Genomic DNA, 15,623 nt, shown 5'->3' with positions numbered 1-15,623 from the left:
ATTATTTAGTTAGAGATTCAGTCGCAGCAGAATCTGGTTGAGCCAATTCAGTTGGGCTTTCTTGTGGTTTTGTTTGAGGTTGGTATTTGTTTGAAGCTAAGGCTGTTTGCTTATTTTCAGATTGTTGATAACCTCGGCTTCGGTTGGCTCGTTCGCGAAAGCCACCTTTATTAATGAGCTTTGTATGTGACATGCATTTGCCTAAAATGTGAGATTATTCGCTTATTTTAACAAATTTGGCAAAATATCAAAATAAGAAAAATAGTCCTATAAAAATAATATTTAACTTATATATATGTTTTTAATTAATATTTTTTAATTGACTCAATTGTTCATCCAGATTGAATTATCTTTTCATTTCACATAGGATAAATATAAAGGATGTATAAATTAAAAAATGTAGCAAACCTATTAAAACAACAACGGTTGAAATGAGGGAAGGAGGGTTACCTATGCTATATCAATACCATTGTGCGTGTTGCGACAAAGTTGTGGCATCGACTGATAAATCATGTCCATATTGTGGTTCACAACATATTCGAAGCCCGTATGGCTTATGGATGTTTTGTGTGATGGCTTGTTTGGCGGTTGTCGTTGTATTTAAAGTTGTCCATATTTATATCCAGAATCATCAAGATACTCCAACGCAGTCAACTTTACTGGATGTATTAAATCAGGATGATAAAACGACAAGACAATAGATTCTGATTACAGCTAAAAATGATATGGCGTCAAGGATGATTGCTAGAAGATTAAACCCCACATACCATAAAATTTGAACTATAAATAAAAAAGCCCGCTCAATGGCGGGCTTTTTACGATTTTGTTTTAGAGGCCAGCAGCATCTTTAAGGGCATCAACTTTATCAGTTTTTTCCCAAGTAAATGCAGAGTTTGAACCTTCGCGACCAAAGTGACCATAAGCCGCAGTTTGTTTGTACATTGGTTGAAGAAGATCCAACATACGAGTAATACCAAACGGTCTTAAATCGAAATGATCACGTACAAGTTGAATAATCAACTCATCAGAAACTTTTGCTGTACCAAAGGTATTAATTGAAATCGAAGTAGGTTCTGCTACACCAATTGCGTAACTCACTTGAATTTCACATTTATCAGCAAGACCAGCAGCTACAATATTTTTTGCAACATAACGACCAGCATAAGCAGCAGAACGGTCAACTTTAGATGGATCTTTACCAGAGAAAGCACCACCGCCGTGACGAGCCATACCACCGTAGGTATCAACAATAATTTTACGACCTGTTAAACCACAGTCACCTACAGGGCCACCAATAACGAACATACCTGTTGGGTTAATGTGGAACTTAGTAGCTGCATGGAACATTTCAGCAGGAATGATCGGTTTAATAATTTCTTCAATAACTGCTTCTTTAAGCTGGCTTTGAGAAATTTCAGGATCGTGCTGAGTAGATAAAACAACAGCATCTAGACGTACAGGCTTGCCATTTTCATAGGCAAAAGTAACTTGGCTCTTTGCATCTGGGCGTAACCATGGAAGGGCACCTGAACGACGAAGTTCAGCTTGACGCTCCATTAAGCGGTGAGCATAAGAAATCGGCGCAGGCATAAGCACGTCTGTTTCACGGCTTGCATAACCGAACATTAGGCCTTGGTCACCAGCACCTTGATCTTCTGGTTTTTGACGGTCTACACCTTGAGCAATTTCAGGTGATTGTTTACCAATCATATTGATTACAGCACACGTTGACCCATCAAAGCCAAGATCAGAGTGGTGATAACCAATACCGTTGACAGTATTACGAACAACAGCTTCAACATCAATATTAGCAGTCGTTGTTACTTCACCAGCAAGTACAACAGCGCCTGTTTTTACCAGTGTTTCACAAGCAACACGTGCGTATGGGTCTTCTTTTAAGATTGCATCCAAAATAGCGTCGCTAATTTGGTCGGCCATTTTATCGGGATGACCTTCGCTTACAGATTCCGAGGTAAAAACAGCGTACTCGCGCATGAAAGTCCTATCTTGGTTATTTCAAAAGACATAATATGTTACATCGACTTGAGCTTGAGGACCAGTTCATACTGACTAAAAAGCATGAATTTATTTCATTTATAGTGTGTTTTAATTGATAAGTGTATTAGCAAAATTGATATAGAAGGCTTTAATTTAAAGTATTTATATTTTAATAACTTGTTGATAGTGTGTTTTTTAAACATATAACTTAATAAAAATCTTAAATATCAGAATTTGAATTTTAAAGTAAAGAAACATGATCAACGCATACAGAATTGGCTAAAGATTTTATCGATATATCAAAAGCTAACCATATAAATGCTCTTACATTTGGTCATTGTGCAGAAAAATAAACACTGTTTTGTATAACTTAAAGATTCAAATGTTTTTTGTGTAACCAAGAAACGGTTAAAAATAAAGAAATATACCGTGTTGGGGTTTACCCTAAGCCTTTTTTTTAAGACAATATAGCGGCATTGAATGGTTATTCATCTTCTTCTTTTCATCAATCTATTAAAATTGGATTCTGATCTATGACGACCCCTTTAAACGAACGTCGTATTGCAAATGCAATTCGTGTATTGGCAATGGATGCTGTGCAACAAGCAAACTCAGGGCATCCAGGTGCTCCAATGGGGATGGCAGATATTGCTGACGTCGTCTGGCGTGAGTTTTTAAATCACAACCCAACAAATCCACAATGGGCAAACCGTGACCGTTTCGTTTTATCAAATGGCCATGGCTCAATGTTGCAATATGCTTTGCTTCATTTAACAGGTTATGATCTTTCAATTGAAGATTTAAAACAGTTCCGTCAATTGCATTCTAGAACTCCTGGCCATCCTGAATATGGCTATGCACCGGGTGTAGAGACGACAACTGGTCCTTTAGGTCAAGGTATTGCTAATGCTGTTGGTTTTGCTTTAGCAGAAAAAACATTGGCTGCTCAATTTAATAAAGATGATTTAAAAGTTGTTGACCATTTCACTTACTGTTTCTTGGGTGATGGCTGCTTAATGGAAGGTATTTCTCACGAAGTATGTTCTTTAGCTGGCACATTACAACTTGGTAAATTGATTGCTTATTATGATGATAATGGCATTTCAATTGATGGTGAAGTAGAAGGCTGGTTTAGCGACGATACAGAAGAGCGTTTCAAAGCCTATGGTTGGCAAGTTCTTCGTGTAGATGGTCATGATGCCGATGCGATTCGTCAAGCGACAATTGAAGCAAAAGCCGAAACTCAAAAACCAACAATCATTATGTGTAAAACGATTATTGGTTTAGGTTCACCAAATAAGCAGGGTAAAGAAGACTGTCATGGTGCGCCATTAGGTAAAGATGAGATTACTTTAACTCGTGAAGCATTAGGCTGGAACGAAGACGCATTTGTTATTCCTGCTGACGTATATGCTGCATGGGATGCAAAAGCAAAAGGTAGTGAATCTGAAGCAGCTTGGAATGCGGTATTTGCACAATATCAAGCAAAATATCCAACTGAAGCAGCTGAATTACTTCGTCGTATCAGTGGTGATTTACCAGCAGAATTTGCAGCCCAAGCCGATGCTTTCATTCGTGAAACAAACGCGAAAGGCGAGACAATTGCAACACGTAAAGCAAGCCAAAATACATTACAAGCATTTGGTCCTTTATTACCTGAATTGTTAGGTGGTTCTGCTGACTTAGCAGGTTCTAACTTAACACTTTGGAAAGGTTGCCAAGGTGTTCAAGAAAACCCAGCTGGTAACTACGTATATTATGGCGTACGTGAATTCGGTATGACTGCGATCGCTAATGGCGTTGCATTACATGGCGGTTTCGTTCCTTACGTTGCAACATTCTTAATGTTTATGGAATATGCACGTAATGCAGTACGTATGTCTGCATTAATGAAACAACGTGTAATTCATGTTTATACACATGACTCAATCGGTCTGGGTGAAGATGGTCCAACTCACCAACCGATTGAACAAATTGCTTCGTTGCGTGGTACACCTAACTTAAATACATGGCGTCCTGCGGATACTGTAGAAACTGCAATTGCTTGGAAATCTGCTTTAGAACGCAAAGATGGCCCTACAGCACTTATTTTCTCTCGTCAAAACTTACCATTCCAAACACGTTCTGAAGAGCAAATTCAAAATGCTGCAAAAGGTGGTTATGTACTTGCTCAAGAAAAAGGCGAATTAAAAGCAATTATTATTGCAACAGGTTCTGAAATTTCTTTAGCAATGGAAGCTTATGCACAACTTGAAGGTGTGCGTGTAGTTTCTATGCCATGTGCAGAAGAATTTATGAAGCAAGATGCCGCATACCGTGAAGCAGTATTACCAGCTCATATCCGTGCGCGTGTTGCTGTTGAAGCGGCTCATGTTGATTACTGGTGGAAGTTTGTTGGTCTTGATGGCAAAGTAATTGGTATGACAACTTATGGTGAGTCTGCACCAGCAAAAGATTTGTTCCAATTCTTTGGTATTACCACTGAAGCTGTTGTTGCAGCAGTAAAAGAATTAACTGCTTAAATATTAAAGTAGTATAAAAAAGCGCTCTATCTAGAGCGCTTTTTTATTTGAGAAGTTAGATGGTGATTTCTGTTTGGATATTAATCTGAGAGGTCAATAACTTATGAATAGGGCAATTCTCTGCAACTTTTAATAATCGCTTATGCTGGTCTTCAGTAAATTCACCTTTGAGTGTAATTTTCCGTTCAATATTGTTTTGGCCTTTCTCAGGTTCGCCATTTGGGTTTAATGCTAAATCCACTTGAACATGATCAAGCTTAATACCTTTAAGATTCGCATACATCTCTAATGTAATGGTGGTACAAGCACCTAAAGCCGATAATAAAATTTGCACTGGGTTTGGGGCAGTATCTTGTCCACCTTTATCAGTCGGTTCATCTGCAAACCATTGATGACCTGAAGGATCGGTAAGAGTTACTCGATATGGGGTAGAAGTACTTTGTGCTTGAGCAGTATTAGCCATGTTTTACCTTATTATGAATCAATAAATTTGAAGTAAAAATGAAATTCTAGAATTCGAACACGGTATGACAGTACCGCTACTTTATAATATTAGTTTTAACTAATAACTGTAACGCTTTTATTGTTGCATGGATGAAACATATCGTTTTATAAAGAATGGTGAATTAAATTACTTGATGTATACACTAACGACTATATCAATAAAGGATACGAAAAATGCATCTTAAAACATTAAGCTTCGGTTTGGCAGTAGCATTGGCTAGTTCAGTTACTTTAGCTGCACCAGTAGACTACAAAATTGACCCAACACATACAGCTACTGTTTTCTCATGGAATCACTTTGGTTTCTCTACTCCAAGCGCTAACTTCTCGGATATCCAAGGTGTAATTAAAGTTGATAATGCTAAACCAGCAAACTCATCTGTAAATGTAACTATTCCTTTAAGCAGTGTAAATACAAACGTACCTGCTTTAGATAAAGAGTTCCAAGAAGAAGCTTGGTTTAATGCTGCTAAATATCCAAATATTACGTTTAAAAGTACTAAAGTTGAAACCAAAGACAAAAAGCATTTTAAAATTACTGGTGACTTAACTGTTAAAGGTGTAACTAAACCTGTTGTACTTGATGCTGTTTTAAACAAGCAAGGCGAGCATCCAATGGCTAAAGTGCCAGCGATTGGTTTTAATGCTACAACTTCATTCAAGCGTTCTGACTTTGGTTTAGGTAACTATGTGCCTAATGTTGGTGATAAGATCACTGTAAACATTACGACTGAGGCAACTGCTGCTAATGCAGTTAAAAAATAAGTTATAAGTTTTCTAAAAAAGTCCTCAAAAATGAGGGCTTTTTTATTTAGACAGGCTCTTTTTTATCTGGATCTATAAATACAAGGGGTGCTGAAGGATCGATATTTCTTTTCTGAGATTTTTCTCTTAGGAACTGGTAAGTAGGGACTTTTCTTTTGGCCTGATCGCGCAGTTTCTTTTTAATATAAAGAACCAGAGCAAAACATGTAGTTGCAACGGTGAGCATCATACCATTCATATAGCTCATGATTGAGCTTACATAACCAATGGTCGTTAAGCGGTGCATCATACGTTCAACTTGGGTGCTACTTTCAATACCAGTAATTGCCCAACTACATAGATGTTCGCAATTATTAATAATCAAATGATAGTGATTTTCATGCATACGTGAGCGCATTCGGCGAACGACAATCTTTCCTTTATAACGAGGTCTGTCATAAGAACGAACGTGTATTTTTTTGCCATGTGAGAACGCATCTATTGATGTGATTTCAATCGGGCGTTTTTTGATGAAGTGAGCTAAGCCGGAATAATGGATAACTCGACCTCTCCCTGCATATATACCATGATGGCTATAGCCGAGATGCTTTACGATGAGGTGAGCCCCTAAAGGGTAGTGTTTATTCGGTTGTTGCATGCTTACGCTGATCCAATAAAGTGTAAATGGCTTTTATTGAAAAGCTGCTAAACATTATAACCAATATCAGCAATTTGGAGTGTATTGATTACGCCGAATGAATGAGTTTGATGCATATCCAATCTATTCATATTTCTTGTATATAATTTAAGAATTTAATATGAAGGAAAAATGTCATGTCAGGTGATATTCAATGAAATGGGTTTTCGGGTGCTTAGCTTTGTATTGGTTTTTGTTCCAGTCTGCATATGCTATAGAACATCAGCAAGTTAAAACAGTAGAAGGTGATCAATACGATGTGGTCTCTATTAGCGATTTTAAAGCATTGCGCCTGTTTTTAAGAAATCCTCATAATCAACAATATTACAAAAGTTTTAACAATGTTCAGGAGCAATTAAAGCAGTGCCAGCAACTTAACTTTGCAATGAATGCAGGGATGTTTCATATAGGATTTTCTCCCGTAGGGCTATATGTTGAAAAGGCTAAGGTAATTCAACCCTTAAATGAGCATAAAGGATTGGGAAATTTCTTTTTACAGCCGAATGGTGTATTAGCTTGGAATAAAAAACAGGCCTTTGTTTTAACTACACAAAAATATAGCCGACAAAATTTGAAAGTTGATTATGCAACCCAATCTGGGCCAATGTTAGTTATTGATAGAAAGATAAATTCTCTTTTTTTACCAGACTCTCAATCAAAGAAAATTCGTAATGGAGTCGGTATACGGGATAATAAACTCTACTTTGTAATATCGAAAAATAGGGTGAATTTCTATAATTTTGCCAAGTTTTTTCAAGGAAATCTTAAAGTAGAGCAAGCTTTATATCTCGATGGTTCTATTTCTAGTTTATATCTGCAAAAGAACAGACGGAATGATCAGCAATTTCAAATGGGACCAATGGTCGGTTGGGTAGGCGAGTCCAGTTGTGCATTAAAGTGAAATATAAAAAAGCCAGTACAAGACTGGCTTTTTAATTAATGAATAGATGGTTTTTGAGTGAGTTCATTTAACTCTTTTCGGCTATAACCACGGGAAATAAGAACTTTTTTAATTCCCTTAATGACATCTTCATCTGTTGCTTGTGCAAGTGCACTTAGAAGTTGTTCATTAGTTTTACATGAGCAGTCATTTTCAACACAAGCAGTTTGGTTTTTATGCTCGTTATGCTGTTGATCTGCCAAGAACAGCTTTTGCCAAAAACTCATAGAGCCTTCATATACAACCTAACATAGCTCGAAATATAGCCAATTTAAAATAAAATACAAGACTCCATAAGTGATAAATCCACCAATTGAACTCGAGAATTTTCGATGGGAATGCTTGAGTTAAACGAAATTATGACGAATAGATGACTTGATATTTTTTGAAAATTTAAATACTTAACTAATAAAACGTTAAAAAATAAGGAGGTATATAACCTCCTTATTTAAAAATTTACAATGAAAGATTTTGTTTAAATCTTCTCAAGTAAAACTCCAGACTCGACATGATGCGTATAAGGGAACTGATCAAATAAGGCGAATTTAGTCACTCGATGAGTTTGACTGAGAGTTTTTAGATTTTCATATAACGTGTCAGGGTTACATGAAATGTAGATAATACGTTCAAAACCTTGTAGAAGTTTTAAAGTCTCATCATCAATTCCTGCACGTGGTGGATCTACAAATACAGTGTCAAAGTCATAACTCTGAATATCAATATTCGCTTCATGTAGACGGCGGAATTCGCGCTCACCTTGATAAGCTTGAGTAAACTCTTCAGCCGAGAGACGTGCTACTTGAATATTATCAATTTGGTTTTGTTCTATGTTCCATTGAGCAGCATAAACAGATGATTTTGCAAGCTCAGTAGCAAGCACTCGTTCGAACTTTAAAGAGAGTGGAAGCGTAAAATTACCATTACCACAATAGAGTTCTAACAAGTGTTTCTTTGATCCTTCAGCTGCATCACATGCCCATTGCAGCATTTTTTTGCAAACTTGTGCATTAGGCTGGGTAAAGCTACTTTCGATTTGCTTGTATTTAAATGATCGATTTAAAAGTTCGAATTCTTCAACGACGAAATCATCGCCAATAACAATTTTCTGGCCACGACTACGGCCCATAATCTTAATATCTAATTTATCGGCAAGCGCTTTAGCGGCTTGTTCCCATTCTTGATCCAGTTTACGGTGATAAATTAGGGTAACCAACATTTCTCCGCTAAGTGTTGCGAGGAAATCAGTTTCAAATAAACGATTAGAAAGCTTAGGCTCAGCCTTAAGTTCTTCCAAAAGTTTTGGCATTAAATCATTGATGCTCTGATCTGCAATTGGAAACTCATCAATGCGTACAACGGTTTTTTGCTTGTCGTCATCGTTACGCTCAAACATGGCATAGAACATATCATTTTCTGTATGCCAGATACGAAATTCAGCACGCATACGGAAATGTTGTTCAGGTGATTCAAACACTTCTAATGTAGGTGGTGTAAATTCAGAAAATTGAGTAGTAATGCGTTCAATTTTAGCTTGAAGTTGTTGACGATAAGAAGAGGTCATAGACAAAGAAAATTTAGACAGAATCAAATAATGAATGGTATCAAAAAAATTGAACTTACAGGAGCCAATTTTAACCAGATATTCATAAGAGAAAGCAGGTATCTAAACTAGAGCTAATTTAAAACACGATTAATAAAATCTGATTTTATTGCTCTATATTGATCGGGATCTAAATGGCTACACTGTAATTTTAATTGATTATATTCATTAACCAATGTGGGTGAGTCTATAAGCTTGTTTTTAAAGGCTAAGAAAAAAGTGAATATTGAACCAGATACTACAATTTGAAATGCAACATCATCATTGTTGAGTGATTCGAGCATGCAAAGCTCATGTGTCCTTAGCGTATTTTGTTTTTCAATAAAGTTAAGTGTTTTTAATTGTTCTATTGCGAATTCAAATTGTTCAGGCATAACTTCAATATAAATATCTAGATCACCTTTTGAAATTGCATTCGGTATTGCAGATGAACCAATATGCTCAATTTTGGCAAATGGTAGAAGTGCGGAAATTTCTTTTTGATATGAATTAAAAAGTTGAGTGCATCTTTGTTGATACTGTTCTGGTTCTAAAAAGATCATTATTAGAATCTCGAATTGATAAAATCTATATATTTAAGAATAGATTACTTTATTAAATAAAAAAGCCCAAATACTGAGATTTGGGCTTTTTTTGAAAATTATCGATTAATCAGTCATTGTCATTAAGCTTGCGTTACCACCAGCTGCAGCTGTATTCACACTAATTGCACGTTCAATCACTAAACGTTCAAGTGGAATATTCTCATTCGGCTCAACGTGAGTAATACCAACAATTGCGCCAGAACGCGTAGCAACTTCTTGTTGTAATGAGAAGATTTCTTCACGATTACCATGGTGTAAAACTGCATCAAAATCATCTGATGTGATGTTTTTAACCGTAGTAATCGCTGCAAGCACATCTTTAGGCAATGTTTGTTTGTATTTTGCCAATAACGGACTATTTGGCATTACGGCCGCTTGGCTACCCACTGCAAAAATTGCGAGTAACTGATGCAACTGATTTTGTTCTGTATCAGCGATAGAAAGAACACGATGACGTGGCAAAATAATATATTGGTTACTTTCCCCAGTAGGGCCTTGTAACTCATAAAATTTACCAACACCAAATGGTTCAATTTCGCGATTTGCTTGTGGTAAATATTGTTTCGCCCAATTTTGTAAGCTCTGATAAACCTCACGGTTAAAACCTTCAAAAGCAGTTTGCTCAGTCTTCATAGCAAATGGTGTTGCCAATACTTTGTTTGAACACTGCTGCATCAAGCGATACATGTAAAGCGGACCGCCAGCTTTTGGACCTGTGCCCGATAAACCTTCACCACCGAATGGTTGCACACCAACGACAGCACCAACAATATTACGGTTGATATAAAGGTTACCAACTTCAGCATGTTGAATGACCGTTTGGATGGTTTCATTAATACGTGTATGCAGACCCATTGTTAAACCATAACCTTTGGCATTAATACGTGAGATCAATTGCTCAAGCTCACCATACTTATAGGTAATGATGTGTAGAACTGGACCAAAAACTTCGCGCTGCAAGTCATCAAGGTTAGGGAGTTCAATTGCTGTTGGTACAACAAAGGTTCCTTGATCCAGTTCATTCTGGCTTGTTGAACCAAACATCAACTGATGTACTGGATAGCCTTTCGACTTCATTTTTTGGATGTGTTGATCAATCGTCTGTTTTGCTTCGTCATCAATAACAGGACCAATGTCAGTTTTTAAAATCGCAGGGTTACCTACAATCAACTGCTGCATTGCTCCCTTAAGCATTTTAATAACGGTTGCAGCACTGTCTTCTTGCACACATAAAATACGTAAAGCAGAGCAACGTTGACCCGCGCTATCAAAAGCAGAACTTACAACATCTAATACAACTTGTTCAATTAAAGCAGATGAGTCAACAATCATTGCATTTTGACCGCCAGTCTCTGCAATGAGAGGAATAGATTGACCATTTTCAGATAAACGTTTCGCAACAGTCTTCTGTAAAATTTTTGCAACTTCAGTCGAGCCAGTAAACATGATGCCATCAATACGGCTATCTTGACTAAGCTGAGCACCTACTGTTTCACCGCGGCCAGGAAGTAGCTGTACAGCACCATGGGGAATACCAGCTTCCCATAAAATCTGAACTGCTTGAGCTGCGATTAATGGGGTTTGTTCAGCAGGTTTAGCAATAACACAGTTACCACTCACTAATGCTGCAGCAATTTGGCCAGAGAAAATTGCAAGAGGGAAGTTCCACGGGCTAATACAAAGTACAGTACCTAAAGGCTGAATATCTGTATTTGCAGGAAGATTCTCAACTTGAGTTGCGTAATAACGTAAGAAATCTACAGCTTCACGAACTTCTGCAATCGCATTGGCATAAGTTTTCCCACTTTCACGGCAAAGCAAAACCATCAATTCTTGAATGCGGCTTTCCATGAGGTCAGCTGCACGTTTTAAGTGTTGAGCACGCTGTTCTTTAGGCATATTTGACCATTCTGATTGAGCTTGTTCAGCTGCATTAAGCGCAATTTCAACATGCTTAAGATCAGCTTCTTGCACATAACCAACAATTTCATCATTTTGTGCTGGGTTTGTAATTGCAACAGAATGACTTTGCTCTAATGAATCATTATTTGCCAATAATGGATGACTTTGCCAAATACGATTACGTAATTCTTGAGCTATACGGTCTAAAGCTGTAAGTGGAGTATCGTTTGCTAAATCATAGCCTTTAGAGTTTTTACGAAGTGTCCCGTACATATCTAAAGGTAGAGGAATAGATGGGTGTTTTAAGCCAACTGAACCTTCAAGCTTAGCTGCATGACGAATATCGTAAATTGGAGACTGGATAAGATCTTCAACTTTAAGTGTTTTATCTGCAATACGGTTAACGAATGAAGTATTCGCGCCATTTTCGAGTAAACGACGTACTAAATAAGCTAACAACGTTTCATGGTTACCAACGGGTGCATAAATACGGCATGGTACGCCTAATTTATTTTGTTCACGTGGACCAACAACTTGTTCATAAAGCGGTTCGCCCATGCCATGTAAGCATTGGAATTCATATTGACCAGCATAATATTTGCTTGGATCAGCTAAATGATAGATCGTTGCCAATGTTTGAGCATTATGAGTTGCAAATTGAGGATAGATGAACTCAGGTGCTGCAAGTAATTTTTTAGCACACGCGATATAAGATAAGTCTGTATGTACTTTACGGGTAAAGACAGGGTAGTCATCCATACCTTCGATTTGCGCTTTCTTAATTTCGCTATCCCAATATGCACCTTTCACAAGACGAATCATGAGACGCTTTTGGCTGCGTTTAGCAAGGTCAATAATATAATCAACCACGAAGAAACAGCGTTTTTGATAAGCTTGAATAACGAAGCCAATACCTTTCCAGTTTGCAAGTTCTGGCTCAAAGCAAAGGCGTTCAAGTAACTCAAGAGAAATTTCTAAACGTTCTGATTCTTCAGCATCGATATTTAAGCCAATATTGTACTTTTTAGCCAAACGAGCGAGTTCAAATACTTTGCCGTAAAGTTCTTGATGAACACGTTCAATTTGCGCGCGTTGATAACGAGGGTGTAAAGCAGAAAGCTTAATTGAAATGCCCGGGCCATCATAAACGCCTTTACCATTAGATGCTTTACCAATTGCATGAATGGCTTGCGTATAATCGTTAAAGTAACGTTCAGCATCATGTTCGGTTAAGGCTGCTTCACCTAACATATCGTAAGAATAGCGGAAACCTTTGTCTTCGAGTACTTTCGCATGGTCTACAGCTTCTTCAATGGTTTCACCAGTCACAAACTGCTCACCCATCATACGCATTGCAACGTCAACAGCTTTACGAATAATGCCACGTCCACTGCGTGCTAAAAGGCCAGTGAGTACACTTGAAAGACTGGTTTGCTTTGGAGTTTCCATGAGCTTACCAGTTAACATAAGGCCCCATGCTGCAGCATTTACAAACATTAAGCTGCTTTGGCCAACATGTTCTTTCCAGTTACCTTGATTGATTTTATCTCTAATAAGCAAATCACGTGTTGCTGAGTCTGGAATACGAAGCAAAGCTTCAGCAAGACACATGAGCGCCACGCCTTCTTGTGAAGAAAGAGAGAATTCTTGTAATAACCCTTGAACAATACCTGCTTTGCCCGAAGAGGTCTTACGTTCACGTAAATTATTGGCAAGATTGAAAGCAAGGTCATAAATTTTATGATCTAAATCATCAGATACCGCAGCAGCTTGCAATAGCTCTTCTACAGCTTCTGGTTCAGCACGTCGCCAAGCTGTATTAATGCGTTGTTCAAACTCACTTTTATCGTTAAATTCGGTGATATAGCCTTGGTGAGATTTATCCATTTGATGAAAAGTATCCATTGTGTTCATATCTGTTTCCGCCAAGCAACTCTCATACTCCCATCTTGAGTAGAGAGGTTTAGATAATTTATCATTACAGAAGAAACACCGAATAACTCACTATATTTTGCCTATTTTTTAGAGGAAAATTCAGATGAATGGCCCAATATTAAGCCTTGACCGCACTGATTTAAAAATTTTGGATATTCTTCAAACAGATGGGCGAATTTCTAATAGTAAATTAGCCGAACTTGTTAACTTGTCGCCAACTGCTGTTATGGCCCGAGTGCAGAAGTTGACAAAGGATGATTTCATTTTGGGATATGAAGCGAAATTGAATCCAATCAAGTTAAATGCAAATTTTTTGGTGTTCGTAGAGGTACTATTAGATAAGACTACCCCCAATGTTTTAGATGAGTTTATTGATGCTGTGGTTCACTATCCGGAAATTGTTGAATGCCATATGGTGAGTGGTGGGTTTGATTTTTTAATTAAATTACGAAGTGGCAGCATGGAAGAGTTTAGACGAATTGCGGGGCAGGTACTGTGGCAATTACCAGGGGTTAAAGAGACTCGTAGTTATCCAGTCATGCAAGTTGTAAAAGATACTTCAAAAATTAAAATCAAAACTAAAAATAAATAAAGGGGCCGAAGCCCCTTTATTTATTTCAATAACTTATACGCTTTCTTTGTAGAGTTCATCTGCTTTTTCAAAGCGGCCAGTTACTGTTGTATTTGGCGCTTTAGTTAAAAGACTCACTACAATGATGCTGATAAATGCAAGGATAAAGCCTGGGATAATTTCGTAAACACCAGTGTCTGCGAAAAGATTTTTCCAGCCAATGACTACAACTGCACCAACGATCATACCCGCTAAAGCACCTTGTAAATTCATACGTTTCCAGAATAATGACAAGATGATAAGCGGACCAAATGCAGCACCGAAGCCAGCCCATGCATAGGCAACAAGACCAAGAACTTTACTGTCTGGATTACCAGCAAGAACAATCGCAAGAAGAGCAATCGCAAGAACCATGAGTCGTCCAACCCATACAAGCTCTTTTTGAGATGCATTCTTACGAATAAAGCCTTTGTACAAATCTTCTGTTAGTGCACTTGAACATACCAAAAGTTGGCAGCTCAATGTACTCATCACAGCAGCTAAAATCGCAGCCAGAATGATACCTACAATCCATGGATTGAATAAGATTTTAGTCAATTCCATAAATACAGTTTCAGGATTTTTACTTACAACTGCTGCTAATTCAGGGTGTTGTTGGAAGTAAGCAATACCGAAGAAACCAGCACCTACAGCGCCGATTAGGCATAAAATCATCCAAGTCATACCAATGCGACGAGCAGCAGGAATTGATTTTACAGAGTCAGCGGCCATGAAGCGCACAAGAATATGTGGCTGGCCAAAGTAACCTAAGCCCCATGCCATGGAGGAGAGAACCGCCACAACGCTCAAATCTGAGATGATATTAAACGCATGTGGACGAGCAGTTTCAATGAGTGTCACAAACTGCGTTGTATCGCCAATTGCAAGGTAGGTTACAATTGGAGTAAGCAATAGTGCAAAAATCATTAAGCCAGCTTGGAACGTATCGGTCCAGCTAATTGCTAAGAATCCACCAATACAAACATAACTGATGGTCGCAATTGCGCTAAGCCAGATTGCAGCTGTATACGACATGCCGAATAAATTTTCAAATAAACGGGCGCCTGCTACCATGCCTGAAGCACAATAAATTGCGAAGAAAACCAAGATGATAACGGCAGAGAAAATACGAAGTACTTTTTTCTGATCGTCAAAACGACTTGTAAAATAATCTGGCAACGTGAGTGCATTATTTTGGACTTCAGTATGAACGCGTAATCGACCAGCAACCAGTAGCCAGTTAAGCCAAGCACCGATAATGAGACCAATTGCAATCCACGCTTCAGATAAACCAGAAAGATAAATCGCGCCTGGTAAACCCATGAGCAGCCAACCACTCATGTCTGATGCGCCTGCGGATAATGCAGTTACGAAACTGCCTAAACTACGACCACCGAGAATATAATCTGAGAAGTCGCTTGTAGCACGGTAGGCAAATAAGCCGATAAGAACCATTGCTACGATGTACACCATAAACATGATGAGGGTGGGATCAAAATAACTCATAATGGATGTGTGTCCTTATATCCATAATCCGTGATTGTAACCTAATCCAGGTCGCTGTTTTCTTGTACGGCATCCAAGAGG

General features: G+C 38.0%; 14 protein-coding genes. 5 read left to right on the top strand and 9 right to left on the bottom strand.

Annotation, left to right across the window (positions count from 1 at the left end; translation table 11 throughout):
- Window position 1 precedes the first annotated feature (1 nt).
- Entirely contained in the window at window positions 2–193 is a 192-nt protein-coding gene (locus tag RFW85_RS17375; protein ID WP_170247746.1) for a hypothetical protein, read from the bottom strand.
- Between the two features lie 259 nt (window positions 194–452).
- Between RFW85_RS17375 and RFW85_RS17370 the strand changes: the two genes are divergently transcribed.
- A complete protein-coding gene (locus tag RFW85_RS17370; protein WP_002121448.1) occupies window positions 453–701 on the top strand; it encodes a hypothetical protein in 249 nt (82 codons plus the stop codon).
- Between the two features lie 127 nt (window positions 702–828).
- Here RFW85_RS17370 and metK read toward each other — a convergent pair whose 3' ends face one another.
- Complete coding sequence (gene metK / locus RFW85_RS17365; RefSeq protein WP_170247745.1) at window positions 829–1,995, bottom strand: methionine adenosyltransferase; 1,167 nt, start codon at window positions 1,993–1,995, stop codon at window positions 829–831.
- A gap of 536 nt (window positions 1,996–2,531) precedes the next feature.
- On the opposite strand from metK, the gene tkt reads away from it, so the two are divergent.
- Entirely contained in the window at window positions 2,532–4,520 is a 1,989-nt protein-coding gene (gene tkt / locus RFW85_RS17360; RefSeq protein ID WP_170247744.1) for a transketolase, read from the top strand.
- Window positions 4,521–4,575: 55 nt separating this feature from the next.
- Here the strand turns inward: tkt and RFW85_RS17355 are convergent, their stop codons facing one another.
- The gene (locus RFW85_RS17355) at window positions 4,576–4,983 is read right to left on the bottom strand and encodes an OsmC family protein (protein ID WP_170247743.1); all 408 of its coding nucleotides are present in this window, start codon (window positions 4,981–4,983) and stop codon (window positions 4,576–4,578) included.
- A 215-nt stretch (window positions 4,984–5,198) separates the two neighbouring features.
- Here RFW85_RS17355 and RFW85_RS17350 point away from each other — a divergent pair, with 215 nt between their 5' ends.
- Window positions 5,199–5,789, top strand: coding sequence for a YceI family protein (locus RFW85_RS17350; protein WP_170247742.1), 591 nt, complete (start codon window positions 5,199–5,201; stop codon window positions 5,787–5,789).
- A gap of 46 nt (window positions 5,790–5,835) precedes the next feature.
- Here the strand turns inward: RFW85_RS17350 and RFW85_RS17345 are convergent, their stop codons facing one another.
- A complete protein-coding gene (locus tag RFW85_RS17345; RefSeq protein ID WP_170247741.1) occupies window positions 5,836–6,426 on the bottom strand; it encodes a lecithin retinol acyltransferase family protein in 591 nt (196 codons plus the stop codon).
- Between the two features lie 193 nt (window positions 6,427–6,619).
- Here RFW85_RS17345 and RFW85_RS17340 point away from each other — a divergent pair, with 193 nt between their 5' ends.
- Window positions 6,620–7,366, top strand: a complete 747-nt coding sequence (locus RFW85_RS17340) for a phosphodiester glycosidase family protein (RefSeq protein WP_309171742.1) — start codon at window positions 6,620–6,622, stop codon at window positions 7,364–7,366.
- Between the two features lie 35 nt (window positions 7,367–7,401).
- Here RFW85_RS17340 and RFW85_RS17335 read toward each other — a convergent pair whose 3' ends face one another.
- The 4 genes from RFW85_RS17335 to putA form a co-directional block, all read right to left on the bottom strand.
- The gene (locus RFW85_RS17335; RefSeq protein ID WP_000011679.1) at window positions 7,402–7,632 is read right to left on the bottom strand and encodes a hypothetical protein; all 231 of its coding nucleotides are present in this window, start codon (window positions 7,630–7,632) and stop codon (window positions 7,402–7,404) included.
- Between the two features lie 248 nt (window positions 7,633–7,880).
- Window positions 7,881–8,966: a tRNA (uridine(54)-C5)-methyltransferase TrmA gene (gene trmA, locus RFW85_RS17330; RefSeq protein WP_170247739.1), complete on the bottom strand. Its 1,086-nt coding sequence runs from the start codon at window positions 8,964–8,966 to the stop codon at window positions 7,881–7,883.
- 113 nt (window positions 8,967–9,079) lie between these two features.
- Window positions 9,080–9,547, bottom strand: coding sequence for a GrpB family protein (locus tag RFW85_RS17325; protein ID WP_170247738.1), 468 nt, complete (start codon window positions 9,545–9,547; stop codon window positions 9,080–9,082).
- Window positions 9,548–9,652: 105 nt separating this feature from the next.
- Entirely contained in the window at window positions 9,653–13,405 is a 3,753-nt protein-coding gene (putA, locus tag RFW85_RS17320; protein WP_216076485.1) for a trifunctional transcriptional regulator/proline dehydrogenase/L-glutamate gamma-semialdehyde dehydrogenase, read from the bottom strand.
- Window positions 13,406–13,529: 124 nt separating this feature from the next.
- Between putA and RFW85_RS17315 the strand changes: the two genes are divergently transcribed.
- Entirely contained in the window at window positions 13,530–14,018 is a 489-nt protein-coding gene (locus RFW85_RS17315) for an Lrp/AsnC ligand binding domain-containing protein (protein WP_017386809.1), read from the top strand.
- Between the two features lie 33 nt (window positions 14,019–14,051).
- Here the strand turns inward: RFW85_RS17315 and putP are convergent, their stop codons facing one another.
- Window positions 14,052–15,542 carry a sodium/proline symporter PutP gene (putP, locus tag RFW85_RS17310; protein ID WP_170247736.1) on the bottom strand — a complete coding sequence of 497 codons (1,491 nt, stop codon included), beginning with the start codon at window positions 15,540–15,542 and terminating at the stop codon, window positions 14,052–14,054.
- Window positions 15,543–15,623 lie beyond the last annotated feature (81 nt).

The organism is Acinetobacter sp. 12966 (assembly GCF_031196995.1).
GTDB lineage: Bacteria > Pseudomonadota > Gammaproteobacteria > Pseudomonadales > Moraxellaceae > Acinetobacter > Acinetobacter geminorum.
This window is presented reverse-complemented; position numbering and strand designations above follow the sequence as displayed.